This window comes from Bdellovibrio sp. KM01 (assembly GCF_013752535.1).
Lineage (GTDB): Bacteria > Bdellovibrionota > Bdellovibrionia > Bdellovibrionales > Bdellovibrionaceae > Bdellovibrio.
In genome coordinates this window covers 2,589,436-2,615,104 of the sequence record NZ_CP058348.1, presented here as the reverse complement: position 1 = coordinate 2,615,104, position 25,669 = coordinate 2,589,436, and the positions used below count along the sequence as shown (strand labels likewise).

Annotated in this window: 25 protein-coding genes; 13 read left to right on the top strand and 12 right to left on the bottom strand. The window is 46.2% G+C overall.

Features of this window, described 5'->3' with window-relative positions; genetic code table 11:
• Positions 1–10: 10 nt before the first annotated feature.
• Genes HW988_RS12670 through HW988_RS12640 form a run of 7 tightly spaced genes read left to right on the top strand, consistent with a single transcriptional unit; the run spans position 11 to position 6,470 of the window.
• On the top strand, positions 11–604 hold the full coding sequence (locus tag HW988_RS12670; RefSeq protein WP_181604614.1) for a pentapeptide repeat-containing protein: 594 nt from the start codon (positions 11–13) through the stop codon (positions 602–604).
• Entirely contained in the window at positions 601–1,806 is a 1,206-nt protein-coding gene (locus HW988_RS12665; RefSeq protein WP_181604613.1) for a hypothetical protein, read from the top strand. Before HW988_RS12670 ends, HW988_RS12665 begins: the two co-directional genes overlap by 4 nt.
• Positions 1,800–3,113, top strand: coding sequence for a PQQ-binding-like beta-propeller repeat protein (locus HW988_RS12660; RefSeq protein WP_181604612.1), 1,314 nt, complete (start codon positions 1,800–1,802; stop codon positions 3,111–3,113). Before HW988_RS12665 ends, HW988_RS12660 begins: the two co-directional genes overlap by 7 nt.
• A gap of 23 nt (positions 3,114–3,136) precedes the next feature.
• Positions 3,137–3,808, top strand: coding sequence for a PilW family protein (locus HW988_RS12655; protein WP_181604611.1), 672 nt, complete (start codon positions 3,137–3,139; stop codon positions 3,806–3,808).
• Positions 3,809–3,817: 9 nt separating this feature from the next.
• On the top strand, positions 3,818–4,639 hold the full coding sequence (locus HW988_RS12650; RefSeq protein WP_181604610.1) for a hypothetical protein: 822 nt from the start codon (positions 3,818–3,820) through the stop codon (positions 4,637–4,639).
• A 3-nt stretch (positions 4,640–4,642) separates the two neighbouring features.
• Positions 4,643–5,482 carry a type II secretion system protein J gene (locus HW988_RS12645; protein ID WP_181604609.1) on the top strand — a complete coding sequence of 280 codons (840 nt, stop codon included), beginning with the start codon at positions 4,643–4,645 and terminating at the stop codon, positions 5,480–5,482.
• Positions 5,483–5,513: 31 nt separating this feature from the next.
• Positions 5,514–6,470, top strand: a complete 957-nt coding sequence (locus tag HW988_RS12640) for a hypothetical protein (RefSeq protein ID WP_181604608.1) — start codon at positions 5,514–5,516, stop codon at positions 6,468–6,470.
• On the opposite strand, the gene HW988_RS12635 is transcribed toward HW988_RS12640, so the two are convergent.
• The 4 genes from HW988_RS12635 to HW988_RS12620 all read right to left on the bottom strand — a co-directional run bounded on the left by HW988_RS12635 (position 6,467) and on the right by HW988_RS12620 (position 8,418).
• Positions 6,467–7,072: a hypothetical protein gene (locus tag HW988_RS12635; RefSeq protein WP_181604607.1), complete on the bottom strand. Its 606-nt coding sequence runs from the start codon at positions 7,070–7,072 to the stop codon at positions 6,467–6,469. The genes HW988_RS12640 and HW988_RS12635 overlap by 4 nt on opposite strands.
• A 117-nt stretch (positions 7,073–7,189) precedes the next feature.
• The gene (locus tag HW988_RS12630; protein WP_168196654.1) at positions 7,190–7,402 is read right to left on the bottom strand and encodes a YqjD family protein; all 213 of its coding nucleotides are present in this window, start codon (positions 7,400–7,402) and stop codon (positions 7,190–7,192) included.
• Positions 7,403–7,544: 142 nt separating this feature from the next.
• Positions 7,545–8,138 carry a GNAT family N-acetyltransferase gene (locus HW988_RS12625; protein ID WP_181604606.1) on the bottom strand — a complete coding sequence of 198 codons (594 nt, stop codon included), beginning with the start codon at positions 8,136–8,138 and terminating at the stop codon, positions 7,545–7,547.
• Positions 8,110–8,418 carry a hypothetical protein gene (locus HW988_RS12620; RefSeq protein WP_181604605.1) on the bottom strand — a complete coding sequence of 103 codons (309 nt, stop codon included), beginning with the start codon at positions 8,416–8,418 and terminating at the stop codon, positions 8,110–8,112. Before HW988_RS12620 ends, HW988_RS12625 begins: the two co-directional genes overlap by 29 nt.
• 199 nt (positions 8,419–8,617) lie before the next feature.
• Between HW988_RS12620 and HW988_RS12615 the strand changes: the two genes are divergently transcribed.
• Positions 8,618–9,157, top strand: a complete 540-nt coding sequence (locus HW988_RS12615; RefSeq protein WP_181604604.1) for a hypothetical protein — start codon at positions 8,618–8,620, stop codon at positions 9,155–9,157.
• A 7-nt stretch (positions 9,158–9,164) separates the two neighbouring features.
• Here the strand turns inward: HW988_RS12615 and apaG are convergent, their stop codons facing one another.
• Positions 9,165–9,554 carry a Co2+/Mg2+ efflux protein ApaG gene (apaG, locus tag HW988_RS12610; RefSeq protein ID WP_181604603.1) on the bottom strand — a complete coding sequence of 130 codons (390 nt, stop codon included), beginning with the start codon at positions 9,552–9,554 and terminating at the stop codon, positions 9,165–9,167.
• Between the two features lie 55 nt (positions 9,555–9,609).
• Entirely contained in the window at positions 9,610–10,641 is a 1,032-nt protein-coding gene (locus HW988_RS12605) for a hypothetical protein (RefSeq protein ID WP_181604602.1), read from the bottom strand.
• A gap of 54 nt (positions 10,642–10,695) precedes the next feature.
• On the opposite strand from HW988_RS12605, the gene HW988_RS12600 reads away from it, so the two are divergent.
• Positions 10,696–12,234 carry a leucyl aminopeptidase family protein gene (locus tag HW988_RS12600; protein ID WP_181604601.1) on the top strand — a complete coding sequence of 513 codons (1,539 nt, stop codon included), beginning with the start codon at positions 10,696–10,698 and terminating at the stop codon, positions 12,232–12,234.
• A gap of 158 nt (positions 12,235–12,392) precedes the next feature.
• On the opposite strand, the gene HW988_RS12595 is transcribed toward HW988_RS12600, so the two are convergent.
• Together HW988_RS12595 and HW988_RS12590 are read right to left on the bottom strand one after the other, a co-directional pair.
• Positions 12,393–12,740: a hypothetical protein gene (locus HW988_RS12595; RefSeq protein ID WP_181604600.1), complete on the bottom strand. Its 348-nt coding sequence runs from the start codon at positions 12,738–12,740 to the stop codon at positions 12,393–12,395.
• Between the two features lie 240 nt (positions 12,741–12,980).
• On the bottom strand, positions 12,981–13,505 hold the full coding sequence (locus HW988_RS12590) for a biotin transporter BioY (RefSeq protein ID WP_181604599.1): 525 nt from the start codon (positions 13,503–13,505) through the stop codon (positions 12,981–12,983).
• A gap of 34 nt (positions 13,506–13,539) precedes the next feature.
• Between HW988_RS12590 and HW988_RS12585 the strand changes: the two genes are divergently transcribed.
• Positions 13,540–14,043: a MarR family winged helix-turn-helix transcriptional regulator gene (locus HW988_RS12585; protein ID WP_220128736.1), complete on the top strand. Its 504-nt coding sequence runs from the start codon at positions 13,540–13,542 to the stop codon at positions 14,041–14,043.
• Positions 14,044–14,051: 8 nt separating this feature from the next.
• Here the strand turns inward: HW988_RS12585 and HW988_RS12580 are convergent, their stop codons facing one another.
• From HW988_RS12580 to HW988_RS12570, 3 genes are all read right to left on the bottom strand, one after another.
• Positions 14,052–17,288 (bottom strand): HEAT repeat domain-containing protein, encoded by a 3,237-nt coding sequence (locus HW988_RS12580; RefSeq protein WP_181604597.1) that lies wholly within the window; start codon positions 17,286–17,288, stop codon positions 14,052–14,054.
• A gap of 861 nt (positions 17,289–18,149) precedes the next feature.
• Positions 18,150–19,559, bottom strand: coding sequence for a hypothetical protein (locus HW988_RS12575; RefSeq protein WP_181604596.1), 1,410 nt, complete (start codon positions 19,557–19,559; stop codon positions 18,150–18,152).
• A complete protein-coding gene (locus HW988_RS12570; protein WP_181604595.1) occupies positions 19,559–20,164 on the bottom strand; it encodes a DUF502 domain-containing protein in 606 nt (201 codons plus the stop codon). Before HW988_RS12570 ends, HW988_RS12575 begins: the two co-directional genes overlap by 1 nt.
• Before the next feature lie 176 nt (positions 20,165–20,340).
• Between HW988_RS12570 and HW988_RS12565 the strand changes: the two genes are divergently transcribed.
• The 3 genes from HW988_RS12565 (at position 20,341) to HW988_RS12555 (ending at position 24,230) form a co-directional block, all read left to right on the top strand.
• On the top strand, positions 20,341–22,245 hold the full coding sequence (locus tag HW988_RS12565) for a S8 family serine peptidase (RefSeq protein ID WP_181604594.1): 1,905 nt from the start codon (positions 20,341–20,343) through the stop codon (positions 22,243–22,245).
• A gap of 145 nt (positions 22,246–22,390) precedes the next feature.
• Positions 22,391–23,170 (top strand): SDR family oxidoreductase, encoded by a 780-nt coding sequence (locus HW988_RS12560; RefSeq protein ID WP_181604593.1) that lies wholly within the window; start codon positions 22,391–22,393, stop codon positions 23,168–23,170.
• A gap of 160 nt (positions 23,171–23,330) precedes the next feature.
• Complete coding sequence (locus tag HW988_RS12555) at positions 23,331–24,230, top strand: hypothetical protein (RefSeq protein ID WP_181604592.1); 900 nt, start codon at positions 23,331–23,333, stop codon at positions 24,228–24,230.
• 84 nt (positions 24,231–24,314) lie between these two features.
• Here HW988_RS12555 and mgtE read toward each other — a convergent pair whose 3' ends face one another.
• Positions 24,315–25,652 carry a magnesium transporter gene (mgtE, locus tag HW988_RS12550; protein WP_181604591.1) on the bottom strand — a complete coding sequence of 446 codons (1,338 nt, stop codon included), beginning with the start codon at positions 25,650–25,652 and terminating at the stop codon, positions 24,315–24,317.
• Between the last annotated feature and the right edge of the window lie 17 nt (positions 25,653–25,669).

Here is a 25,669-nt window from a genome sequence, read left to right as displayed (position 1 = left end):
GGGGGAATACATGATCCGGTCGCTTTCATTGCTAGCCGTCTGTGTTTTGAATTTCACATCGCAAGTGGTGTTGGCCGACGCCTTTTGTGCTCCCGAAGATCGCCTGAAAGCACCTCATGAAATCGTTGCGAAATTTCGCAGTGGCGGCGAATTCGGCCGAGTCACTTTGTTCGAAGAAAACTTCAAAGATCAAAATATCGAAACTTTAAAAACGGGGAATGTAAATTTCCTGCATGGCAGTTGGGATCGTTTGAATATCAAGCACAGTGAATTCACCCGCGCCTATTTCACGGACTATCGCTTTAGTGACGTGAAACTTTCCCACGTCGACTTGCGCGGGGCGCACTTCAGGCAATCCGTTTTAAAAGACGTGCGCTTTACCGATGTCGATGCCCGCGCCATGCAAATGGATAGCGTCTCCTTAGAAAATGTGCATTGGGACGGGGTGAAGCTGAAAGGTGCGAGCATTATTTTCTCCAAGTTTAAAAATTGTAAGTTTGAAAATATCGATTGGAACAAAGTTGTTCTGGTTGGCACTACCTTCGAAAACTGCACCGGCGCACCAGTGAAACAACACTCTGGGACCTATCAGGCAAGTAAATGATTTTGAACTACCTAAACCGCCAAATCGAAGAAATTCAGCACAGCCGTGTGTTGCGCATCTATGGATTTTTCCTGGTGGTCGTTCATTTCCTAACTTTCTATTTTTGGAACCACAACGTTGCATTTGATTTTTACATGAACAATGCGCCGTCACCGTTGTGCTGGTCTTTTATGGAGGATTGCTCCTTCTGGAGATTTCCTAATAGAACCGCTGCGATGGTGTCTTTGTGGGCTTACTTGGGTTTGGCCATTGCTATTTTCATCCTGATGTTGAAGGGACGAGTGCGGCTCGCTTATTTTGGACTGATCGCACTGTTCCTGGTGAAGTATGGATTCTTGCTGATCGACTATCGATTGATGGGGAACTATCACTACATGCCGTTCATCATCGGCATCGTTTATCTATTTTTTCCTCGAAAAGAAATTTTCATCAAAGTTCTGATAGTGACCTTCTATTGCGCGGCCGGTTTGCTGAAGCTGCGCAATTTGGAATGGATGACCGGTGGAGCAATTTATGATGTTGGTACTTGGCCTTCATGGTTGGTGGTCATTGCCTGCTCGGCGGTAATTTATCTGGAAGTTGGCTTAAGCTGGTTCTTGCTGGGGCGTCGCTCCTGGATGGCCTGGACAGTTTTTGGTTTTTTTATTTTATTCCATGCCTCGTCCTGGTATTGGGTCGGATATTATTATCCGACGACAATGTCATGCTTGCTTCCGATCTTTCCTTTGAGCTGGATTTGGGGAGAAGCTTCCAGTAAGGCTGAAGTTAAAAATCAAGACACGCACTGGGCCCTGGTCACTGTGGTTCTGCTTTTCTGGGCGGCCCAGTTTTATCCGCTGCTTTTAAGTAAAGACGCTGCCGTCACTGGCGAGGGGCGTGTACTTTCTTTGAACATGTACGACGCTCGTGTGGAGTGTGATCACATCATGATCGCCGAATACAAAGATCGCTATGAGGAATTTGCCTCGGGCCTTCAGCCTTCAGCCATGCGCATTCGCTGCGAACCGTATTTATATTTCTCTAGAGCGAAAGCGGCCTGCGAGTCCTTAAAAGACCAGCCGGATTTTAAAAATGTCCGTCTAAGTTTGATGGTGCGACGTCAGACCGATGCGGAGTTTAAAGAAATTGTAAATATCAAAGATTTCTGCACCGGAAATTATCAGTTCAATTCTTTCGGGCGAAACGAGTGGATCCAATGGTAAAATCACGACGCGCCCTTATGCAGTGGACTCTATTCGCGGCTTTCACGATCTGCTTTGGCGGCTTCGTGCTATTGAATCTGCCGACTCTGGCCAAACAAAGTTCTTCGATCTATCACGATGGCAGCCCGTCACGCACTTATCGCATGGTTCCGCAATTAACATCGGGAATCAGCAGTGAGATTCTGACCGATCAAGACGTGACCTGGATGTATCGGGGTAATGTCTATCGCCAGGGATATTCGAACGAGATTTTAAAAAACTTTCAAAACATGAAAGTTCAATGGTCCTCCGAGGAAATTAACTATTCCGTCCATCGTGCCAGCAAAGCAACGCCAGCGGTGGATGATTCCGGTATTTATGTTGGTGGTGATGACGGTTGGTTTTATGCGTTTGAGCTGGACGGAAGAGTGCGCTGGAAGTTCTTCACTTCACGAACTGACAACGGAATTCACGGATCTGCGATCCTGATCAAGGACCGCGTGTGCTTTGGTTCTTACAACGGTTTCTTTTATTGTCTGAAGAAATCAAGCGGTGAGCCGATTTGGATTATTCGTTTGGCCGAGGCCATGGGATCTTCACCGACATTTTTTGAAAACGATTTCTTCGTTTCTATCGAAACTTCTGATGTGAATGGATATATCGCGCGCCTTAACGGAACGACGGGTGAAATCAAATGGCAAAGTCCGTGGGTGGGGGAGCAAATTCATTCGAGCGTGACTTTGGATCCCGAACATCGTCGTGTTTTTGTTGGAGCCAACAACGGTCGGATGTTTGCTTTTCACATGGATACCGGTGCCTTGCTATGGACGGGTGATGCGGGTGGCGCGATGAAGGGAACTGCGACTATTGCCGACGGGAAATTATTCTTCTCTTCGTGGGGTTCTCGATTTGAGGCGGTGGACTTGACAACATTAAAGCCTGTTTGGCAGGTGAAAATTCCCGGAGTGAGTCAGTCTTCGCCTGCAATCGTTCCTGGTAGTTCTCTCATTGGGATTAACTATCATGGTGAAAAATCGGGCTTTGTTGTTTACAATATGGGCACGGGTAAAGTCTTGTGGTCACACGAGATTTTCGACTCCAAAGCTCTCAATCTTCAGAGCGCAACGGCTGTTCGTGTTTCCGAAAACGAATGGGCATTTTTGCAAATGTGCGAAATGAATCAGTTGTGTTTGATGCGTGCCCAGGACGGCAAAGTTATAAAAACATGGACAGTTAAAGGTTTTATGACGGGCGCTCCGACGGTTTATAAAAATAATATTTTTATAAACATGGAGTACGGAAGCGTGATCCGTCTGTCAGCGAATTAATTGGAAATCAATCCGGGGGGATTGTGTTCAAGAACGTGCAAACTAAAAAGTTGAATAACAAGGGGATGACTCTTGTTGAGCTTATGGTGGTGATCGGCCTCGTAAGCGTTGGCGGCTATTTGTTTGCGACTCAGATGTACCAAATGACTCAGCAATTAGAAGTGGTAAAAAACCGCGCCGAGCTGGAAGAGCTTAAAGGCAATGTGCGAATGCTGGCCCTGAACCGTGTGGCGGTGAACTACAGCGCCACTCTTCCTGAAAATGCCGGAATCAAAGATTGTATTTTAGGAACTGCAAAATGTGTGAACGGCACGACGGTGGATTTTTCTCTGGCGCTACCGAACAGCAAGCCTGTCGCTTCGCCAAATTCTTTTTATACTTATAAAGGAACTGCCTGTGCTCCCTGGAGTGCGCAATGTCCATTCAAAGTTTCTGCGGTTGCAAAAGCTGTATGCAACCGTGGCGCCCCTCAATGCATTTATGCGGGTGGGGTCTACTTGGTGACCAAGATCGAAATTTTCCCAGGCATCGCGAACAAGGTAGCAGCCTATGGACTTCGTGAAGTGATTGAAACCTCTTTGTTGCCTTTGTCTGGATCCCAAGAAGGAAATAAAAGTATTAAAAACCTGACTTGTCCTGGTGGCCAATTGATGCGTGGTGTGGATCTAGTGAATAACAAAGCGATTTGCGCTTAGAGAAAGCTTATGAAGTGTTTTAAAGTTTTATCCATTCTGACTGTTTTTGCGATGTTCACGTCCGTGAGCCACGCATTAATTGTTAATGGCAAAGGCTTTCAACAGCGAGGCTTCCGCTTTCAGCAAACGGGCAATACCGTGGATTTGCTGCCAACGGGTAAATTATCTGAAGTGGCTGTCTTAGGCAAAAAGCAAATTCTTTCGATTTTGCTTCAGCGCCCACTGCGTGCCCAGCTTTCAGATCATTTCTTAACTTCAGGTGTATTGCGTTCTGCTCCTTCTAACTATTCGGGTGGAGTTGAGTTGTACGTGATTTCTCAAGAGTTCGGCAAGAATGCCAAGTTGATCATGGCGCCGATGGGGTCGCAGGTTATATTGCCGGAATTCTACGTTTTAAGAAGTGAATCTCTGGGTGCTTTCGAAGTTAAAAACGGCGCCATTCAACCCTTTAAAGACATGGGTGATGGCGAGTTCATGTACCTGTTCCAACAGGGCTATGATGGCTTCAAAGCAATCTCCAAGCAGTTTTCAATAAAAGACAGAGTTCCGCAGAATATGGGCTCGATCAAAGTGGAATTCCGTTTGATGCTGACATCAAGCTTAAGCAAACCAGGCTGGATTGCCCTTAATTCCGCAGACGGACAAGAAGTGGTTCGCTTTTATGTCCCGATGGCTGCGAAATCGGGACAGGTGATTTCCGTGGTGAAAGATGTTCCGAATCTGGCGGTGGATGAAAATACCCTGAATGTCGTGAATGCCGATGTTCCTATGACTGATTTTAAATTTAGAATTTTAGAACTTAAAACAACGCGAAATTATTCCGCGAGGTGAGTTATGAGAAACCAGTTATCAAGTAAGGGTTTTACATTGGTAGAGGTTTTGGTTGCGACGGGATTGGTAGCACTCCTTTCCATCGTCATGACAACGCTGATGGTGAAAATGCAGAAAGATGTTTCTGTGTATTCAGCCAAAAGTGGTGTTGAGTCCATGCGTAATCAAGTGCGCATGAACGCCATCAATGGTGCGGCAATTCTGAAAAGCGCGATGCTGACGGAAAATCCGGTCCTAAGCACTTGCTTAAACACGAACAACTGCTCGACGACCAAGTCAGACTTTAAATTAGTCGATGCCTTGGGTGTGCCTCTTTCAGGTAAGAATGTTTATTACGATCTCCAGGGGAAACCTTGTAAAGAGTGGAATGTATCCTGCCCACTCAAAATCTCTTCGCAAATGCAGTTGATCTGTGGTGGTGCTACCGCTGTGGCATCTTGTCCAAAAGCGCAGGCGATGAATGTCTTCGTGCAAATCGACTATCACACGGATTTATCCAAAGCGAGAGGTGTTGAGCTTCGTCCGATCACAGACACTGTGACGGTTGCGTTGGCAAGTTACTACAACACCCAAGTAACGAACAACGTTATAAATCAGAATAATAACTCAACGATTGTCACTGGCACGGTCACTGAGGCCTCGGCAGATCTTATCTGCGAAACGGGTTCTTATATGACGGGCGTCGACACTGCCGGAAAAGTGATCTGTATGAAGGTCGCAAGCAACGGCGGTACGGGCGGCGGTTCCGATGGTAACGGTCGTGACGGAGATGGTGGCGGCGGCGGTCAAGGTAAAGACGGCGGTGGCGATGGCGGCGGAGCCGGTGGCTCTTGCAGTAAATAAGAATTATACTTGAGCGTAGGTGGGGAGTTCAATGAATCGAATAATCTTAGTATTGGCAACTGTGTTGTGCTTCGCTGCGTGTACAAAAAAGGAAGCTCCCGCACCTGTTAGTCTTACACCTCAAGAAAAAAAGGCCCTCGTCGATAGCTTGGGCCCCTCCACTGCTGGCAAGTCTGCCCAAGGTGGTGATCAAATCACCGTCATCAACTCTAATGCCTACAGTCAGTGGGGTTTGACGTTCGATCGTTATGACAAATCGACTTTACGTTTAAAAGGCTTTGGTCTTGCGCCTTCAGTAATTATGCAAGGTCCGCAAAGTCTCAACACACTCCCCATTACAGGGTCATTACGTTTGCAATTAGGAACTGTTGGTGCTGGTGGCATTGACAGAAATCTGGGGCGTAGTTTTACCAAAGGCCTTGATATTTATGTCATCGCGAAAGCCGACGGCACGGGGATGGCGCTATTAGGAACACCTTCGGGCGGCACTCCGGTTTTACCGGCAGGCTATACGCAAAAAAGTGAGATGTTGTGGTTTATCGCAGTTTTTAGCGGTGAGATCATGCGCTTTCGTGACGTCGGTAATGGCGAATGCATTTATTTGAACGCGCCACTGACGGAAAAAGATTACCGCTTTAATAAGAACGATCGCAGCTCCACTTATTTGCAAATGGATCCGTTGGTTCCAACCAAGGCTTCGAAAGCGACTTTAGAAATTGTTTTCTTTGCGGATTCAGATTTGCCACCGGGAAGTTCTTTAAGTTTCAGAACTCACAGAAACGGCTTTGATATTTTCACGTACTATCCATTGATCGGTATTTCGCAGAAGCAGCGTCAACAATTTCAGTTCGATGTGCCTGTTGAGACGTCCAATGTGACGACTGTGGATCCTGTTAATTACGTCTTTTCGGGTTCTTTGTTGAACTCATCCAGTGGCGCCAGCTTCACAGCTGTGGTGAAGGGCTGGCGCTTATATAAAAACTATTAATGACGTGGCGGTTCTTGAGAGGATGAACTTTGTTCGTTTCTCCAGGCTTCGCGTTGCTCAAAGCGGGCCTCTCGGCGCGCTTGGCGTTCCGCGCGACGTTGTTCGCGCTCGGCATAGCGAGTTTCACGTTTGCTTCGACGACTTTCCACAAAATCCATAAGGATCGCAGCAATCGCGCCCTCGATATCGGACGGATGGGAGTTGGCTTGCTGCTCGCGTTCGCGCTCCAGGGCTTCTTCTTCCGCTCTTTTTTGAGCATGAACTTTTTTAAGTCCAGGCCACTCACGCATAAAGATCCAGGCATATCCACCAGCCGTTACGGCAGCCAGAATGATGCCGGTCCAAAGAGTTGATGTCGCATAGATGTGACCGCTGCGATCATATTGACGAGTGGCATCCAGGATCGCCATAAAAGAACCAAAGCAAAAGAATACGATCGAACCTATTCCCAGCAACAGAAGGAGTACGGGTTTGCGGGCTCTGACGGCGAGTTCATCGAAGACACTGGCTTGAATGCCTTTAAAGTCGATACCCATACTTTTACCAAAAGGAGATCCTGAGCCCATGAAAAGTCCGATTAAGCTGGAAATAATTTTGAACATGAAAAACGCCTCCAAAGCTGTGAATTGAGATTGTAAGTTTTCAAAAAAATCTGGATGAAGTGAAAATGAACGCAGGGCTTTCCCATGGGGTGCCTTGGAAAAGCCCTCGTTGCTGTTTTACCAGCGGCGTGAACGGATCAACATGCCCGCTACAAAGCCTACGGCGCAGGCGCCGAGAACTGAGCTGACAGGATGATCAGATACGAAATCGGAAGAAGTATCGAGTGCTTCCCGAGCTCTTCCTTGAATTTCTTTGTAACCGCTTTGCAGTTTTGAAGCTGCATTTGAAGCAGTCGATTTCGCCTGAGAGTATGTTGCTGGTTGGGCCATAACTAACTCCTTTGTTATGAGGATCAGATCCTGTATATGATTCTGACCCCGCGAAGGAGTGTCTGCCAGTGAACTTTAGGTAAAGTGTCAGTTCGCAATCTTTGGTTTGATCTATGACATAGACGAAGGGTGCTATTTATTTCTATTTTAGTGGAAATTTATACTTAATTCCGTAGTCTTCGCTGGTTGCTGCAAAGACGGAAAGATCGATCCATTTTTTCTTAAAGAACACGCGACGAATACTAAGACCTTCTTTGCGAAGTTTAATTTTCTTTGCGACCTTCAATGAGGGCTTGTTGTCGGGCTCGATAAAGGCTTCAACGCGGTGAAGTTTTAATTCTTTAAATGCCAATTGCATCGCGGCTGCGCAAGCTTCCGTGGCATATCCTTCTCCCCAAAAATTATTGAAGATGCGATATCCTAAAACGCCATTTTGAAAGTTTCCGCGGATGATGCCATCGATGGCCACATGACCAATCAGCATGCCATCGTCTTTGCGAAAAACGCTGAGCTCATAAGCTGAATCAGCAGCGCGGCGCTTTAGTTCTTTTCTCAATTTCTCTTTGAATTTGGCTTTCGTCAGTTCGGAAAGTGTCCAGCTGGTTTCATCCCACTCGCTTTGTGGTGGGCGCATGCTGCTGAAAGCTTGCGACCAATTTTCATAGTCGTAGGGTTCAAGGTGACGCAGGATCAGGCGTTTGGTTTCTTTATAAAGTGGCACGGTTGTCGATTTCATCGCGTACCAGTCTAAGAGGAACGCGATCCAGGTTGCAATAGTAATAACTCAGCTTTTGCGGGGAGCGCACAGTTGCGCGGCGGGTTTCGTGACCTGTTAGGCGAACTTCAATTTCCACATCTTCATTTTGGGGAATAGCCACCATGCGGGGAGTGACAAAGGCTGTCTGTTCGCCGTTGACCCAAATTTCGGCGCCCTCTTGTTCAGATACGATCATACATAGGCAAAGTTCTTTTTTGGGAGCTTTCAGCAGATCTCTAAGAGTTTTGAATACCGCCATCGGGGCCTCCTCGTTTGGGTGGCTAGGGTCTAACACAGGCCGCTTTGCATTTACCAGAGCGGCTTTTGAAAACTAGACCTTTTTGTCATCACTCACGGAGAAAGTCCGCAACCATTCGCTGCCCTTGGTAAATCGTGGCAGGCGTTGACAGGGATAGAAAATAATAATGAATTTAAGTTCTTAAGGAACAGGGGAGTGTATGCGCGCGATGATTTTGAGTTCGCTATTGATGTTATCAGCACATGTTTCGTATGCCATCGATGACGTTAATCATGTGAGCTGTATGTATCTGAAGACCGAAGGCAAAGTGAATACCTGGAATTACCACTACATGAACTCATTTGCCTTGAATCCTGGTGAGGCCCGCATCGTGAACTCCTATTGGAGCAGCATGAAAGATCAGGGCTTGAATCGCGCCTTTTGTTCCATGATGGCCGGCACTGAAGACTCGGGGGCGGTGGACATTGATTTTATCGCATACCGCGGTGAAGATTTCAGTGGCTTTGAATATGAGGGCAACACCTGTGTCCCTTGGGGGACAAAGTTAGAACTTGAAGTAAAGAAAACTTATCGTGTGGCCCGTGGAGGGTTCGTGGAGCTTAGACTGCCATGGCTGCCCCATGATCAAGGGACGATTATTTTAAGAGAATATTTTCCACGCAAAGATGAACTTGCAGACCTTAAAAATCTCAGCGACAAAATTTGTGAAAGAATAGCGCCGGAAGAAATGCGCCAATAAAAACGAACTAGTGCAAAGACGTAGGCGCTACCAGATAAAATTCTGGGATGTCCACGGTGAAGCTTTGGCCGTCTTCGGTAACAAAGTGATAGCGACCTTGCATGCTTCCCGTTGTCGTATTCAAAGGGCACGCGCTGTCATATTCAAATGTTTGACCGGGTTGGATTTTCGGCTGCATGCCAATAACCCCGGGACCGCGAACTTCTTCTTTTTTACCCAAAGCGTCAGTGATGACCCAGTGACGGCTCATCAATTGAGCAGGGGCAGAACCTTGGTTCGTGATCGCAATTTTATAGGCAAAGAAGTGATAGCCCTTTTCCGTATTTGACTCGGAAGGGACGTAAACGACTTTGGCTGAAATTTTGAAATCTGGAACAACTGTTTTCTGCATACCCATAATTCAAGAATAGCGAATTCCGGGATTAGGGGCAACGAAAACTGTGAGTGAGCAATTAGCGCAAAACGATATTCTCGATTTCGAACACGATGGGATAATGATCTGATGGGATGCGCATTTTGGCTTCCATATTTTGTGGAATTCCGCGTTCGCTACCGAACTCGTCTCGGTAACGAAATGCTTTGGCGGAGTTCGGCTTTAATAATGTCTGCATCAGTGGTGACAAAAACGCAAAGTCGATTTGGCGCCCCTCGGTACGAGCACTGCTTTTAACCTGATAAAAAGTCGCGCGCTGTTCAGCGCTTAAGTTCGCAACTTCAAAAACATCTTTAAGTCCCGTGGAGGTATAAATGTCCTTAAATTCCTCGTCGGTATTTAAGATACCGGCATTTCCATTGAAATCACCCGCCACCATAATGGGGGTTTGCGGATGCTTTTCTTCGAGCTCGCGATAGATTTCCAAAAGCGTGCGAAGCTCTGCCTGACGACGTTCAAAGCCATTGGGATCTATGCGTTCCGGATCCAAACGCGATTTTAAATGAGTTAAAAGCAAGATCATAAAAGGTTTGTCTTTGTCTTGTTTAAATAGGCGTAATTCCACCACGTCCCGGGAGAATTTATGACTGGTCGTCACTTTGCCGCCTTTGACCTGATAACCGCTGTTCAAGCTTTGGCGTTCGTGGGGGTAAAGGTAATTGATCAGGCGCGCCTTGTTCGACAAAAGATCAAAATAGAAAGGCAGCCCTTTGCGGATCAAAAAGCCCACATCGATATTGCGATCGGAGTTTCCCTCAATCAAACATGGCGAGTAGGCGTCGTTCATAAAGAGATGGTTGAAGTTTTTAAGGGATTCAAAACCGCCAACTTCGCACAGCATAATGATATCGGCGTTGATCTCGATCAGGCTTTTTGCGATGTCCTCGCACTTCTTTAAGGACTTGTTCTCATAAATGGAAATGGACTGACCTTGCCATTGACGCTCATTGTACTTGAGGACCTCAGCAGTTGGCGGCTCGTCAAAAAGCAGAAACAGATTCTCTGCATTGAGTAAGCAAAATTTAAGGTTTGTGGTCTCGGTCCACGTCATATTACTATTTTATGGATTTTTCTGTCTTAATCACAAAGAAAAAGTGAGGCAACCGTGGCAAAAAAGAAGGTAGCGGCGTCAAAAGCATCCGCAAAGCTGCAAATCCGTTCGTGGATTGAAACATTTGATATTGGCAAGGAACTTAAAGCCAAAAATGAAATGACGGGCTTCGTCTATTTCTTGGCTGCCGATGACTCTAATAAGCTTCAAGGTTTAGTGGAAGAACATGCGCTGGCCTGGCAAATGGAATCCATCAAAAAGAATGACAAAGAGCTTAACCATTTCGTAGGGCTGCAAGGACCGGTTTGGATCGTGCGTCCTAAGGGCAAAAACTCGGTTGGTCACGATGGTCTTTTGGATGAGGCGACTTATACTTGGGCCCGTGATCAATTCGGTTCCTTGGTGCCTCATTTTAAATCTCACCAATTAAAGGCGTTGCGTATTGAGTTCTTTGGAACTGAAAAAGCTCAAGAGTTGGGTGCCTTGGTTGGTTTGGATATGGCTCCTTACAATTATCGCCAATTCGTTGACGGCAAACACTTGGCGGATATGCCAAAAGTGTCTTTGATCAAATCTTCTGAAGATTTCGATAAAGCCCTGATTAAAGAAGCCTCGGTTCGCGCCCGTGCGGTGACGTTGGCTCGCCACTTGGTGAACATGCCCCCGAACGATTTGAATCCGAAAACATTCGCTGAAATGGCGACAAAAAAACTGCCTTTCGGTAAAAACTTGAAAGTGACCGTTTGGGACGACAAGAAACTTGCTTCTGAAAAAATGGGTTTGCATTTATCGGTGGGTATGGGTGCGACCCATGGTCCGCGCATGGTGCATATGAAATACCGTCCAACAAAGAAATCCGGTTTGAAACCTGTGGCTTTTGTTGGCAAGGGAATCACTTTCGATACAGGTGGTTTGGATATCAAGCCGTCATCGGCGATGCGCTTGATGAAAAAAGACATGGGTGGAGCGGCAAGTGTGATCGCTTTGGCTTTGTGGGCTTCTGAATCTCAATACCCAGGTCCTTTGGATTTCTATCTGGCTTTGGCTGAAAATGCAGTGGATGCAAATGCCTTCCGTCCTGGTGATATCGTCACCGCTCGTAACGGGATGAAAGTTGAAATTGACAATACTGATGCTGAAGGCCGTTTGGTTTTGGCAGACGTTTTAGACGTGGCTTGCAAACAAAAAGGTTCCGATGATCCTGAATTTGTGATCGATGTGGCAACTCTAACGGGTGCTATCAAAGTCGGTTTGGGTGCAGAGATCGCTGGTCTATTTGCAAACGATGACGATTTGGCAAACGAGCTGACTAAAGCCGGCCAACGCGCAGGTGATTTGAACTGGCGCATGCCATTGTTCGATAAATACTGGGGCGATCTATCGTCACCGTTTGCGGATTGCAAAAACTCCGGTGGCGGTTTCGGCGGAGCGATCACAGCAGCGCTCTTCCTGCAAAAATTCGTCGGCGGCAAAAAATGGGCTCACTTGGATGTATACGCTTGGGCCGATCGCGCAAACGGCGCCATCGGCAGCAGCGGGGGCTCGGGGCAACCGGTGCAATGCCTGATCGAATTCCTGCAATCCCGCGTTTAGGTACGGACACACTTTCTCCAGCAGCTAGCTGAGATAAAGAGCGAAGCTTATTCTGTTAAACGAAAAAACCACGGCCTTAAAAGTCGTGGTTTTTTATTTCGATAAGGGTTTCAGCTTTGTTCTGAGAAATATTTTTTGCAGATGCCGTGCAGAACTTTTTAAAGACGCTCGCAATCGGCTTGTGTTTCGCATCTTGCTACACTTGAGGAACTGACGCATAGATTATTGGCGTTCGCGGCTGCTTCAACACGTGATTTAGCTTTGCCTTGATAGACGCCACCGAGATTCATATCTCGCACGGAGCAAACCCACATTCCGTTGCCGTGATCAGGGCCGCCCCATTCCAGACGATCTAAGCGTTGTGAAAGTCTATAGACAGTCGACTCCAATTGATAAACCCGACGCTGTAAATCTTCGGATCCGCGAGACTGTGCGTGGGCGGGGGCATTTATAAACAATGTCGCCAAAGAAATAAAAGCGGCAAAAGTTGTTCTCATCATCATCATAAAAATTCCCCCTGTGGTGTTGAACTTCATTAGCGAAGTTAAAATTGTTAAAGCAAAGGCAGTGCCAATAATTTCAGAGTCACTTTGACACTCTGTCGGTAAATATCATTTCGCAGCGGGGAGTGACAATCTTTCCATCGTAAAGTGGTGTCTGAAGTTTACGATAAATATCGTCTGGTGAGAGCCCGGCGCGGCTTTGGTTTACATAGTGTTTATGTTTCCAAACATTCGCTGTGAAAGTCATCGTTTGACCTGCCTTACGATAAAGCAGGCGAGAAGAGTTTTAAGAAAATCCCCGGGAAGAAACGGCAAAACTCCAGTCAGTAGCAACGTATCGTGGGGCATATATAGTGATAGAATCAAAACGCCACAGGATAAAATGATACAGCTCCCAAGAAATGCAGCAAGCCAAGTACTCCAATATTTTTCCGTCCATCCTCGGTCCGCTAAGTAGCCCATTAAATAGGATGCGACTAGCATGCCGATGAGATAACCGCTGGTGGGTCCAAAGCTCATGCTTGTTACAGCAAAGAGCAGGTAAATCACCACGGCTGCAAAACCGCGAGTTTTACCCCACAACAGGGAGATTAAAGCCACACCAAAAGTTTGTCCTGTGATTGGCACCGGAGTAAAAGGCAGGGAAATCTTGATTTGCGCGACTGCTGTAATGATCACAGCACCCATTAAGGTGGCGGCAATATGGTGACTGATTTTATTACCAAACCTGAGAATGAGCGATGGAATAAAAGATTTTTCGGCAGTCATAGATCTCCCTTTTTTTTCGTCAGAATAAAGGGGAGTGAGATTTTTAAAAACCTCAAAGATACAATTTTTGTTATCAATAGTTGAACAGTTAAACTATTATCATCCTATGAAGATTTCAAAATACCTGGAACACAGCCCTGTATTCGCCATTAATTCGGCTTATGAGGCCATAATTCCTCAATTAAACAAAAGACTAAAAAAAGAAGACGTCAACTTGTTGCAGGGCCTGGTGCTGACTGCGTTGTTCTTTGAAGGCCGGTCTGATTTGTCGCCGTCAGCTTTGGCAGAGCAGTTCAATACGTCTCGCGGAAATATGAGCCATATACTTTCGCATTTGGAGTACAAAGGTTGGGTGAAGAGAGTGCTGGATCCCAAAGATGCGCGAAAGTTTTTTATTGAACTTAAGCCTGAAGGGAAAAAGAAAGCGCTGACGCTAATTAAAGTGTATGACCAGATTCAAAATCACTTTGAAAGAGAGTTGGGAGCAGCGGCCTGCCAGAAGACCGCTGCCATGATTCTCCGTTTGGTTCTACTATGATCAGGCGGTTATTGAAATACCGCCTGGCAGGAATTTACGATTGCAGTGGGTTTCGCATTCAAAGATCCAAATCGTAAAATATAGCTTCGTTTTATTGAGGCACGATCGCTTTCATAGAGTCCTTTTGAGGCGAGAGCGGCATTAAATAATTTTTCAGTGATTTCCGATCGAGAAACGTCGAGAATCTCATTTAGATAATTTGTCTCAACTTTATCTAAATGAGAGAATAGCATAAGATGCGCCTTGGGATCAGAGTTTTGCGCAAGCATCATCGCTGCAGCAAGTGTGACTTTGCGATTATTGAATCCAAATGCTTTTTGGACCATTTCAGACAAATCAGAAGTCAGTTCACCACGGATTGTTCTTAAGGATGCAACTTGAAGATCTATATTTCTCTTCTTCAATGCAATTGACATGCTTTGCATTGCAAGCTCTTGCGTGATGGGATCACTTTTTCCTTGGAGCGCTTCCAGGATGATTGTGAGCCGTTCATTTCTCGCAGGCGTGATTTTTTTAAGCAACAGCGGGATTTCGGCTTCGTTTCTTCCATTGAAACCTCTTATAGCGAGGTCGGAAACTTCAGAAGATGGATCTTGAAGCGCTTTCTTTAGTAATGCAAATGAGGCTGGGTCGGTGCGTCTCGCTAATGCTGAGACTGCGGCAGAGCGAATCTCCAAATCATTTTCTCGCATAGCTTTGCCGATTATTTTTACGGCCCGTTCCTCGGTTCTTTCTTTTAGGATCGCTAGAGCTAACATCTTCCCATAAGAATATTCACTGGCAATAACCTTCTCAAGAAGGTCCAATGAAAAATTATCTGTTCGACCTGTGAAGTTCATAAGCAGTGTTGTGCGCGTACCATTCGAAATTGAATCCCAGTTTTTGAGAAGAATTTCAGATGCTCTGGCGCTGGTGTCTTTTGATAGCGATAAGGCAGCACCATCTATCATAGCTACATAACCCTTCTTTTGTGAGAAGAGTGTCTCCAATAAGTCATAAAACCCAGGTTGATTTTTTATGTCTGTAATAGTTCTTGAAACATTCCAGGCATGCCTTTCCTGGCTGAGTTCATCCATTAATTGTGTCCATTTTGTAGATGCGCCTTTCGCCATTTTGGCTTGTAGGCTGGCTTCCCGATCGTAGGCATACGGAATGACTTCTTTTCCTTTCGAATCAGTTGGAGATCTTAGAATTCGTTGTTCCATCAACGTTTGTAGATCAATGGCCTGGGCCCATCTTTTGATGCGCCAACGGAATTGCTTGCTTCTCTCTTGTTCGGTGTACTTGCCACTCAGATCGTTTCTAATCACTGTGGTGACTTCTTTAAAAAAAGTCATTGTTGCGTCTTGAATTTTACGTTTTTTAATAGGTTGATTGTCAAATAGCGTTGCGAAATCATAAAGAGGCAAAACTCCCTCTCCGTAGACCTCTTTCGAAAGTTGCTGGGCTATTTCTATCTCTCTATCTGACATGTTTCTGTTAAGAATAACTTTGTTGAATTTTTTTAGAGATTCCTCGAGCGTCATTTTTTTACTGGAAATGAGTCGTTGCTCGCTTAGAGACGTTGAAATGAGAGATGGATTCATAAGTCCAGTCACAATTTTCTGAGCCATCATTCCAATTCTTTCTGAGTCCGACATGTAGCCGCGAATTTCGATATCCCAGCCGCCCTTATCAAGTGGAATCAGACGAATAGGCCCGCGCATTTCGAGTCCGTCGGCGTAAGTCAGACGCTGTTGCGTTTTTGCTTTTAACGCAAAGAAATGTTGGCGATTTTGAAGTCTCCATGCAAACACGGCGTCTGAGATGTTACTCAGCCAGGCTTTTAGAATTTCGGGATCATGTTGACTGATGATTTCAGCGGGAATTCGCATATGCATATGAAATCCGCGCAAGTCTTCGCGGAGAGTTGTTTTAACATTGTCCATTTGTTCAAGAACTTCACCTAAATTTCTTTCGCCACCAATGGAGCGAACTTCCAGGTTTCCAGTGTCTTCCATGCTGAAGTTCCCTTCCAAGTATGGAAAGGTATTGATTTTTACGGCGGAATTGTCCTTGATTATGCTCTTTGCTCGTGCGCCATTTTCAAATTCTGCCTCAAAGCCGTAGGTCACAAATTTGCCATTTTTTTCAACGGGTCTATTCATGTCCAGAAGGTCCACGTCAGCGGTATTTTGGTTTGCTTTTCTAACTTCTTTCTTTTCAATAAGAGCAAGGGATTCCGCGCTCACTAGGTTTTTTAGAAAGTCAGTATTTAGCTGCGATTTTGTTAAAGCTTCAGTGCCTTGTTTCCAATCCAAAACTTTATCGCCAAAAGGGGATTTGAAGGTCTTATCGAGTGTTTCTAAAGAGACAAGTTTTTTGACAAACTCAGCTTTTTCTTCAATTCGCGATCCAAAGTCTAAATCGCCGATACGAAACTCGATTGCTGAAATTGCTTTTGAGTCAGGTGCCAAACGAAAAAGCTTACCATAATTTGCCGCGCGATATTTCCATTTTCGTACGGCATTTTTACCATCGCCGTTGCGAAGCTGATCTTCCAGTTGGTCATACTTTAAAAATAGATTGCGTACGTTGCTATAAGTACGCTGATTTTCCGGCAGGGCAGCCAGTTCTTTCAGCAAATCTTGTTGGTCCAACGCCAGTGGAACCGAGAAGCGGTTGATAATTGTCCCATAGCGAATTGGATCGAAGAAACGATAGATTTCTATCCAGTGATTTTCGATCGTCAGGATTAAATCCACCAATTTGCTGATGTTATTGGGGTCTTTAGTTAAGTGACTCACATCAACGGTGACATGGTTTGAACTTCTCAATCCACGTGTAAGCAAGCCGGTTTTACGGAAGGCTTTCATAATCTTGGAGTAGCGTTCGATATCTTCCTGTGAATCCAAGGCCGGCGTCACGAACTCGACACCATCGAGACCCGTGGTATTGACGGATTCAGGATCCACACTCCACATGCGACCTCGTGGATCTTTATAGGCTAACATTGTCAGATTTTTTTCAGGATACTTTGCCCATGGAATTGTGACGATTTCACCTTGGCCGGCGAAATTGGCTTTTACAATTTCCAGCATGGTTTTAGAGAGCTCCCTTTGCTTTTCGCCCCATTGGGCTTCCATGAAACCGGCTGTTGCGAATTCGCTTTCGAATCCCACTTTCTGTGCGTAACTAAATGATGGTAGCGCAAAAAGGAATGTGGTCGTCAAAAGTGTCGACAGATATTTCTTTGGTGTACGCATTGGTTGCTCCTAAACAGACTTCGATCAACCGAAGTCTGTTATAGGTTCGAAATTGCAACCCATGTGCCCAGGAGGTGTTTCAATCTGAGACAGCCGGCCGAGACTATCTTTTAGGACGGAGAAGAGTGACGGGGCAAATGCCGGCTTTGCAGCATAAGCGGTAAACTTCTTGGCGAGAAGTAGACGGGGATAGAATCCCATTGATGAGATTCAGAGCGTCCATCGTAACGACGGAGATTTTGCATTCGGTTCCAGAGATAAGTTGCACTAGGCTCACAGGGACCTCCAACTGTTATAGGTTAAAAAGCCTTTCGGCAGAAAACCAAGATTTTGAAAGTCATTCTCGTTTATGAAAGCCGAATGAGAATTAAACGACAACTCACTGAGAATCAAAAGGTACGGACACACTTTCTCCCGAAAAAGCCTGCTGTGAACTCGACGTAGGGCTTAAGGGAGAAAGTGTGTCCGTACCTTTTGCCTCCAAAAAAGCCTGCTGCGAACTCGACGTAAGGCCTATGGGAGAAAGTGTGTCCGTACCTTTTGGATTTATGCATTATGTGCATATTCGGATTCTTAATATGCGTTGGAGATGTTGGGCGGTTTTACCGTATATTGGTGCAATGAAAGGAGGCGCTAATTAATGGTTAAGCTACTAGAAATGATCAAAGCAAAGATGACTTTGGATCTGAATGATAAAGAGAACTCTGTATTGCTATCTTGTCTTGCAAATCTGCACTAGATATTTTCAGTGCAAGTCTGCACTAGACACTCTTCTTTAAAGCGCACGTAAACTCGCGCAAACGAACACCCGAAATAAACCATCTCTCACGACGAATAAAACCGGGTGTCTATTTATTAAGATTATTTATAACCGAAAAGTTTTTGCGATTTAATCGCCGCAACCACTTTTTCCGGAACGAACTGCTCCCAGCGGGAATCCTTGGCTTCGATCATTTTCATGACGTCGCCCGAATGCAGGTAATCCGCTGTCTCATCACAACCGGATACGTCCACAATCTGCTTACTTTCCACGAAGTAAGCATAGATGTGGCGTAGGTTGTTCGGTGGGAAGAAACTTTTCGTCGTCATGCACACTTGGGCCGTCTTGTGAGGGTAGACGTAAACTTTGGTCTTTTGCTCCATCAGTTTGCCCAAACCTTCCAGCAAGCCGCCTTCCAGATTTTGATAATGAGATTCCTGAAATAGTTTTTCCAGGTGACTTGCACCAATGATCAAAGCCAGCATGTTTTGGTTATAGCGACGAATGAATCTTTTCAGAGTATAGAATAAACGGAAATTAGAAATCATCACGTGGTAACCCAGACTGGTCAAAGTTTCCACTCGATGCAGGAAATCTGTTTCGTTGACGTCGCCGTCAGTCAGCAGATTGTGCATCGTCATTTCCATGACAGGCAGAACTTCTATCTCTTTGCCTTCCATTGCTTTGACGTCCGCACGCATTTGCACCATGCCTTTTTGGATCACATCAATATGAGTTGTCGTAACAGGGCGGAAGGTTCCCCGCTGAATAAGCAGAGCTTTGCCATAGATGGCATCTGAAACATTCAGGATCTCGTTTTTAGGAGAGAACATGATCGCTTCAGCCAAGCCACGGTGAACCAGTTCCAGGTTCATCAGGCGATTGTCAAAGTGAGCAACTGCCGGGCCTTGGAATTTAATCACGTCGATAACAACTTGGCCTTCTTTAAGGTTTTCCACCAATTGTGGAATGAAGTTGTCGGTGTCAGCCAAATCATAGAAAGCACTGAAAATCAGATTCACACCCAAGATTCCCAGCGATTCTTGTTGTTGCAGGCGGTGACGATCCAGCATACGCACATGCAGAATAATCTCATTTGCGGGGCCACCGGGAGTCGCTTGAAAACGAACACCAATCCAACCATGGGATTGCTTATTAGAACCTACAGAGGCTGTCGCCACAGTGGATGCGAAAGAGAAGAAGCAAGTTTTGCCACCACGCGGACCGCTCAGACGTTCAATCAAAAGCTTGTATTCGTGATCCAACATTTTTTCCAAGCGGGATTCGCAAACATAACGGCCATTGGCTTCACGGCCATAGATTTCATCACTGACGATCATGTCGTAAGCAGAGATGGTTTTAGCAATTGTTTGCGAAGCCATACCGGCTTGGAAAAAGTGACGGGCCACTTCTTGGCCAGCACCGATCTCGGCAAAGGCTCCATAGCGAGTCAGATCGTTATTGATTTTAAGAGCTTTGCTGACAGTGGTTGCGCAAGATGCATCGCTCATTACTTGTCTCCCTCGTGCTTATCCGCTTTGACCCAGCCCGTGATGGCCAGGCTCATCGCTCTTTCAATCGGGATGTCGATTGGAGTGATGCGGTTGCGAGGAACTAGCAAAGTGAATCCACCCAAACCATAACTCATCGGAATATACACAGATACGTGATCATTGGCTTGAGCTTGGATCGCAGGAATATCAGAAAAGCTTTCGCGAGTGACCAAACCCATGGCACGGATACCTGATTCAGCGATATCGACCAAAACCACGGTTTGCATAGCGCCACCGGGGCCACCACTTTTTGAGAACATATTCATTAAATCGCGCAGGGGACTGTAAACTGCTTTGAACAATGGAACCTGAGTCATCTTTTGTTCAAGTTTGTGAAAGAGACCCGCAGCCAAAAGGTTATTCAAAAGGAAGCCCAAAAAGAAGATCAAAACGATCGTCAGCAAGAAGCCCAAGCCGGGGATATACACCGGCATCACTTGGCGAAGGGCATCCCCAAGGATGCTATCCACGATAGAGACACCAGCATAGATGATGTAAATCGTAAGGGCGATGGGCAGGAAAGTTACGAGCCCTTGCAAGAATATTTTCTGAAGCTGTTTCATAGCTGGATGGTCCTTCTGTCTCTCTTTGTATCGGTAAAAAATTAATATCAGGGAAGGCCAGTTGCTTCAAGGCCTTACGCTTGTCTCAAAATGGGGCTCTAAATAATGCGCATTTCTACTCATCTTTCCTAGACCATTTACCGAATAGTTAAGGGTCAATTTCTTAAGGAGAAACCGTGAAACGCATTATATTAGGTTTCATTGTCCCGTTCGTAGCATTCAGTGGAGCAGCATTCGCACAGATGTCGACTGTTGTTCCGGGCGAATACATCGTGAAAGTGCGTAACAGTTCAACGGGTGTAAACCAACAAGGCGTTCGTTCAAGACTTGCGCAAAGAGTCACTATGAAAGGTGCATACAGCCGCTTAGGTATGTATCACGTTTCTGTACGTTCTTTGTCGACGGCTTCTCAAGAGGTTGAAGATCTTAAACAAGATCCAGATATCGAATATGTAGAGCCTAACTATATATGGTCAGCTGGTCAGACTTCGTATTCTGAATACGCATCCCAAGGTTATGCTTTGCAAACTTTGGTAACTAACAATTGGGTTTCTACGAATTCGACGTCTTATTCACAGTTTTCAAATACCGTTGTAAATAACACGGCCGTGACAGGTGCCTGGAGTCTTTCAACATCACTCTCTACTAATAGTAATAAAGTCATCGTGGCGGTTGTCGACTCCGGTCTGGATCGCACGCATCCGGTATTTAAAGCGTATAAATCAGATGGTACGGGTGGTTCGGGTGCTTTGTGGGTGAATACTGCTGAAGCTAACGGAACACCAGGTTATGACGATGACGGAAATGGTTTCGTCGATGATATCAATGGTTGGAACTTCGTAGCGAACTCACCCAACGTAAATGACGACAACAACCACGGCACTCACGTTTCGGGTATCGTGGTGGGTGCGGGTCTTAATATCTTCCAACGTCCTTTACCTGAATCCAAAATCGTGATCATGCCAGTCAAGTCATTGGCTGCTGACGGGACGGGCACAACGGCGACAGCGATCAAAGCGATCGACTATGCTGTGAATAATGGCGCGCAGGTTATCAATAACTCTTGGGGGGGATCAAACTTCTCTAAAGCATTGTTGGATTCTCTGACGGCGGCTTATAACAATGGTATTTTGATCGTCAATGCGGCAGGTAACTATAACAGTAACAATGACAGCTTGCCGATGTACCCAGCGAATTATGATCTTCCAAGTGTGATCTCGGTTGCATCTGTGGGTTCTTCTGATGTCCGCTCTTCATTTTCGAATTATGGTAAAAACACAGTTCATATCGCAAGCCCTGGCGAAAGTATTCTAAGTACAGTTCCAGGTGGCGGTTATAACTATATGTCGGGTACTTCTATGGCGTCTCCATTCGTTGCCGGTGTGGCAGCATTGGCGCTTCGTGAAGAACCGCAATTGACGGGTTACCAAATTAAGCAAAAACTTTTTGCCAATGTTGACGTGATTGCAGGTCTTGCAAACTATGTTTCAACAAGTGGACGTATTGACTCTGCTAAGCTGATTACGGCTGTTCAAGCAAGTCACGGGGAAACAGCTTCTCAGCCAAGTTACGTATACTCTGCAAGTCGTTATCCGGCATCAGCTGATTCAGCAGGTGGCGCGACAGGTTGTGGCTTGGTCACGACAGCTATTAATGGCGGCCCAGGTGCGGGTGGTGCAAATCCAACTGCGGGTGTGGTCTTTGGTTTGATGATGATTCCGATGGCTGTGTGGTTCGTCCTTCGTCAACGTGCGATGGCTAACGATCCAAGAAACAAACGCCGTCACGATCGCTTCAAAATGCAATCATCGATCAAAGTAATGGTCGGCGATCGCGAGTTGGTTGGTTCGATGAACTCCATCTCTCAAGGTGGTCTGTCATTCAACACCGATCAGGCTCTGGAAAAAGGTGGCATTATCACGATGCGTATCCAAAGCCCAGATGGCCACGAGGTCATCGAAGTGCAGGGTCAAGTCGTGTGGAGCGAAGCAAACCAAGCGTACGGTGTCCAATTCGCCAACGCGAAGCAGGGAACTTTGGCAATGATCCAACAATGGACTGCTAATCTTGTGAAATCATAGTCCTGCTAAATAAATTAGAAACCACCATTACTCCGGCGAAGCCGGAGTGTAGAACAGGAAAAAAAAGGACTCTTGCATAAGAGTCCTTTTTTGTTTTGCCGAGAACTTGAATCCTTGATGAAATGTTTCCGTCACGGAGGCGTTTATGAGTTCATGGGATCTTCAGGGAAAAACAGCGGTCGTTTGCGGAGCTTCACAGGGAGTTGGCGAAGCCACTGCCAAACTTCTGGCAGAGCGCGGAGCTCGAGTCATCGCCTTGGCAAGAAATGAAGATAAATTAAAAGATCTGATGAAATCACTAAAGGGTGGGACCGGGCACAAATACTATGTGCTTGATCTTGCCGATACCGAAGCCCTTAAAAAGATCCTTCCCGAAATAGCGAAAGAAAATGTGCAGATTCTGATTAACAATTCAGGCGGCCCTAAGGGCGGTCCGCTTCTGGAAGCCTCCATCGAAGAATTTGAAGCGCCGATCAGGGCCCATCTTAAAGCCGCGCACTTAATGGTGCAGACGGTGGTGCCGGCAATGCGTTCTTCTAAATACGGAAGAATCGTGAATATCATCTCCACCTCCGTCAAAAATCCCATCCCAGGTTTGGGAGTTTCCAACACCATTCGCGGGGCTATGGCGAATTGGTCAAAAACTTTGGCGGGAGAGCTCGGGCCCTACGGTATCACGGTCAACAATATGCTTCCGGGCTATATTCGCACGGGGCGGATTGAATCATTGATGGGGGCGGCGGCTCAGAAATCAGGAAACTCCGTTGATGAGATCGAAGAGCAGTGGATTAAGACTATTCCTGCGGGCCGAATCGGTGACCCACTGGAAGCGGCAGAAGGCATTGCCTTTTTAGTCAGCCCGGCGGCCTCTTATATTAATGGTATCAATTTACCGATCGATGGCGGCCGAACGCCTTCTTTGTAGGTCCTCAAATTGGGGCGCCCATAAATGTCACCGGTGACGTTTGAGGGGCGTCTTTTTTTCTCAAATCAAAACAGTTCCAGTTGAGTCGCTGAGTTCGCTGGATTGGATCTTGCTGAATAAGGGGTGGAAGTATTATTTCGCCTTGTTAAGGAGGCCACTCATGAAGATTTCTAAACTTTTGGCAACTGCTGTTTTGATGTGTCTTGCTGCTTGTGCGGTTAAAGATGATAAAGCGAGTAAAGTGGCTCTGCATGCGAACAACGATGGCGCACCGACTGGCGAAGTTTCGTCAAAAGTTCTTCCAGGTGGTCAACCCGGTAAAGTCAATATCATGGGTGTCCTTGTCGTGGACGACGCTGAAAAAGGCGGGAAGACTCTTAAATCAGGTATCTCTTTGAATTTGCTGGGTGGTAAGGCTTTGGACGGCAAAGTTGCTGAAGTCACAGCGAAACCACAAGACAGCCTTGGTCAAAATCAATTGGATTCAGATGTTGAGATCGCTGCGAAAGAATCTTCATACTTAAATGTCGGTTGTTCTGAAGACCAAATCGATAAAACTTATACGAACGGTTTAACCGCAAAAGAATTAGGCGACGTTAAAGACGCCACTTCAGTAAGAATGACGGCGAAAGTTGTTTTCATCTGCGGTAATGTAGGGCTTAGAACGATCAGTCTTGCAATTAAAGCTGATAAACTTATCTTGGACAGCGTGAATCTTGTGAACATGGTAGCTGCTGGCGCCGTGGACGTTGCTGCCAACAGCCTGGTTCTAAAAGGTCAAAACCGTATCGGTACAATGGGTGCAGATGCAGCGGGTGAAGTTGTAGACGCTCCAGTTCTTAATGTGAATGTGATCAAAGACGTAACTGGCGATGGCACTTTAATGCTAACAAGCCAAGGTGGTAACGTGATCTCTGCGGTGGAAGACGCCGCAAAATCAAAAGATACTTCTGCTGAAAAATTGCAACGTATCCATGACAAGAATGAAGAAGCTCAAATGAAAGTGAGCGCTCAAGCTTCTGCTGAGAGTAACTCTGACGCAGACGCGGATAAAGAGTAAATACATCTATAAATTTAAAATAAAAAAGGCGTCTTGTTTCCAAGACGCCTTTTTCTTTTGAGTTGTTATTAAGAAGTTTGATCTTTACAGAAGCACTCCGTGCAACACAACAGAAGCCACCGAGAAGTAAATAATCAGGCCCGTAACGTCCACCAGCGTGGCAACGGCAGGAGCGGAAGCGGATGCCGGGTCAAAGCCAATCTTTTTAAGTAAGAATGGAAGCATCGATCCAGAGATCGTTCCCCACAAAACAATACCAATCAAGCTCAGCATCACCGTCACGGCCACCAGCACATAGTGCGGACCATACAAGGCTTCCCGGGTAGGCCAGATCAGGATACGGCAAAGGCCGACCAATCCCAGTGTCACACCCAGAGCCAGGCCCGCCATCAACTCGCGGCCCAGAACGCGCCACCAGTCACGGATACGAACCTCACCCAAGGCCATCGCACGAATGATCAATGTCGAGGCTTGAGAGCCCGAGTTACCACCAGAGCTAATAATCAATGGAATGAAAAGAGCCAAGACAACGGCACGCTCGATTTCCGTTTGGAAATAACCCATCGCGGTTGCGGTGAACATCTCACCCAAGAAAAGAACCAACAACCAGCCCGCACGTTTTTTAATCATGTCGAACATGGAGATTTTCATATACGGAGCATCCAAGGATTCCACACCACCCAGTTTGTGGATGTCCTCTGTGGTTTCTTCTTGGACGGCTGTCGCCACGTCGTCGAACGTAACAATACCCTTCATCACGTTGTGTTCATCAACAACGGGGAGGGCCATCAAATCATGTTGCGAAAAGATACGCCCGATTTCCTCTTGGTCCATATCAGGTGGAACCTTCAGAACTTCGGTTTGCATGATTTCGGAAATTCTCGTACCAGCTGCCGCAGAGAAAATCTCACGGAAAGAGATGACTCCCGCCAAATGCTGTTCCGAATCCAAAACATAAGCGTAATAGATCGACTCTACGTGGGTTTTGGCTTGAATACGCAAATAGCTGATGGCTTCGTCAACGGTCATTTCGGCACGCAGACGCACAAAGCGAGTGCTCATCAAGCCCCCGGCTGCGTCCTCGGCATAAGCCAGCAGGGCAATCACTTCGCGTTTCGTTTGAGGATCTAGCAACGACAATAAATCGTCTTTGTGATCAGGACCCATTTCCTGAATTAAATCGGCCACGTCATCGGGTGCAAGCAGGCGCACCCAAGAGCGCTTCTCAAGGTGAGACGCTTCAGAAATAAGTTCGGCCTGGTCATGGGTCGGTAGATTGAGGAAAAGCTCCTCGGCATCGGTACGGGGCAGCTCTTTGAACTTTTCACGACGCTCATCAGGGGTCAATGAAGACCACTGATCCGTCAGACTGATCACGGAGTTTTCGTCTAGTGTTTCGTCGAGGGTTTGGTTGTTGTCCATGCCCACCTCATCGTCGT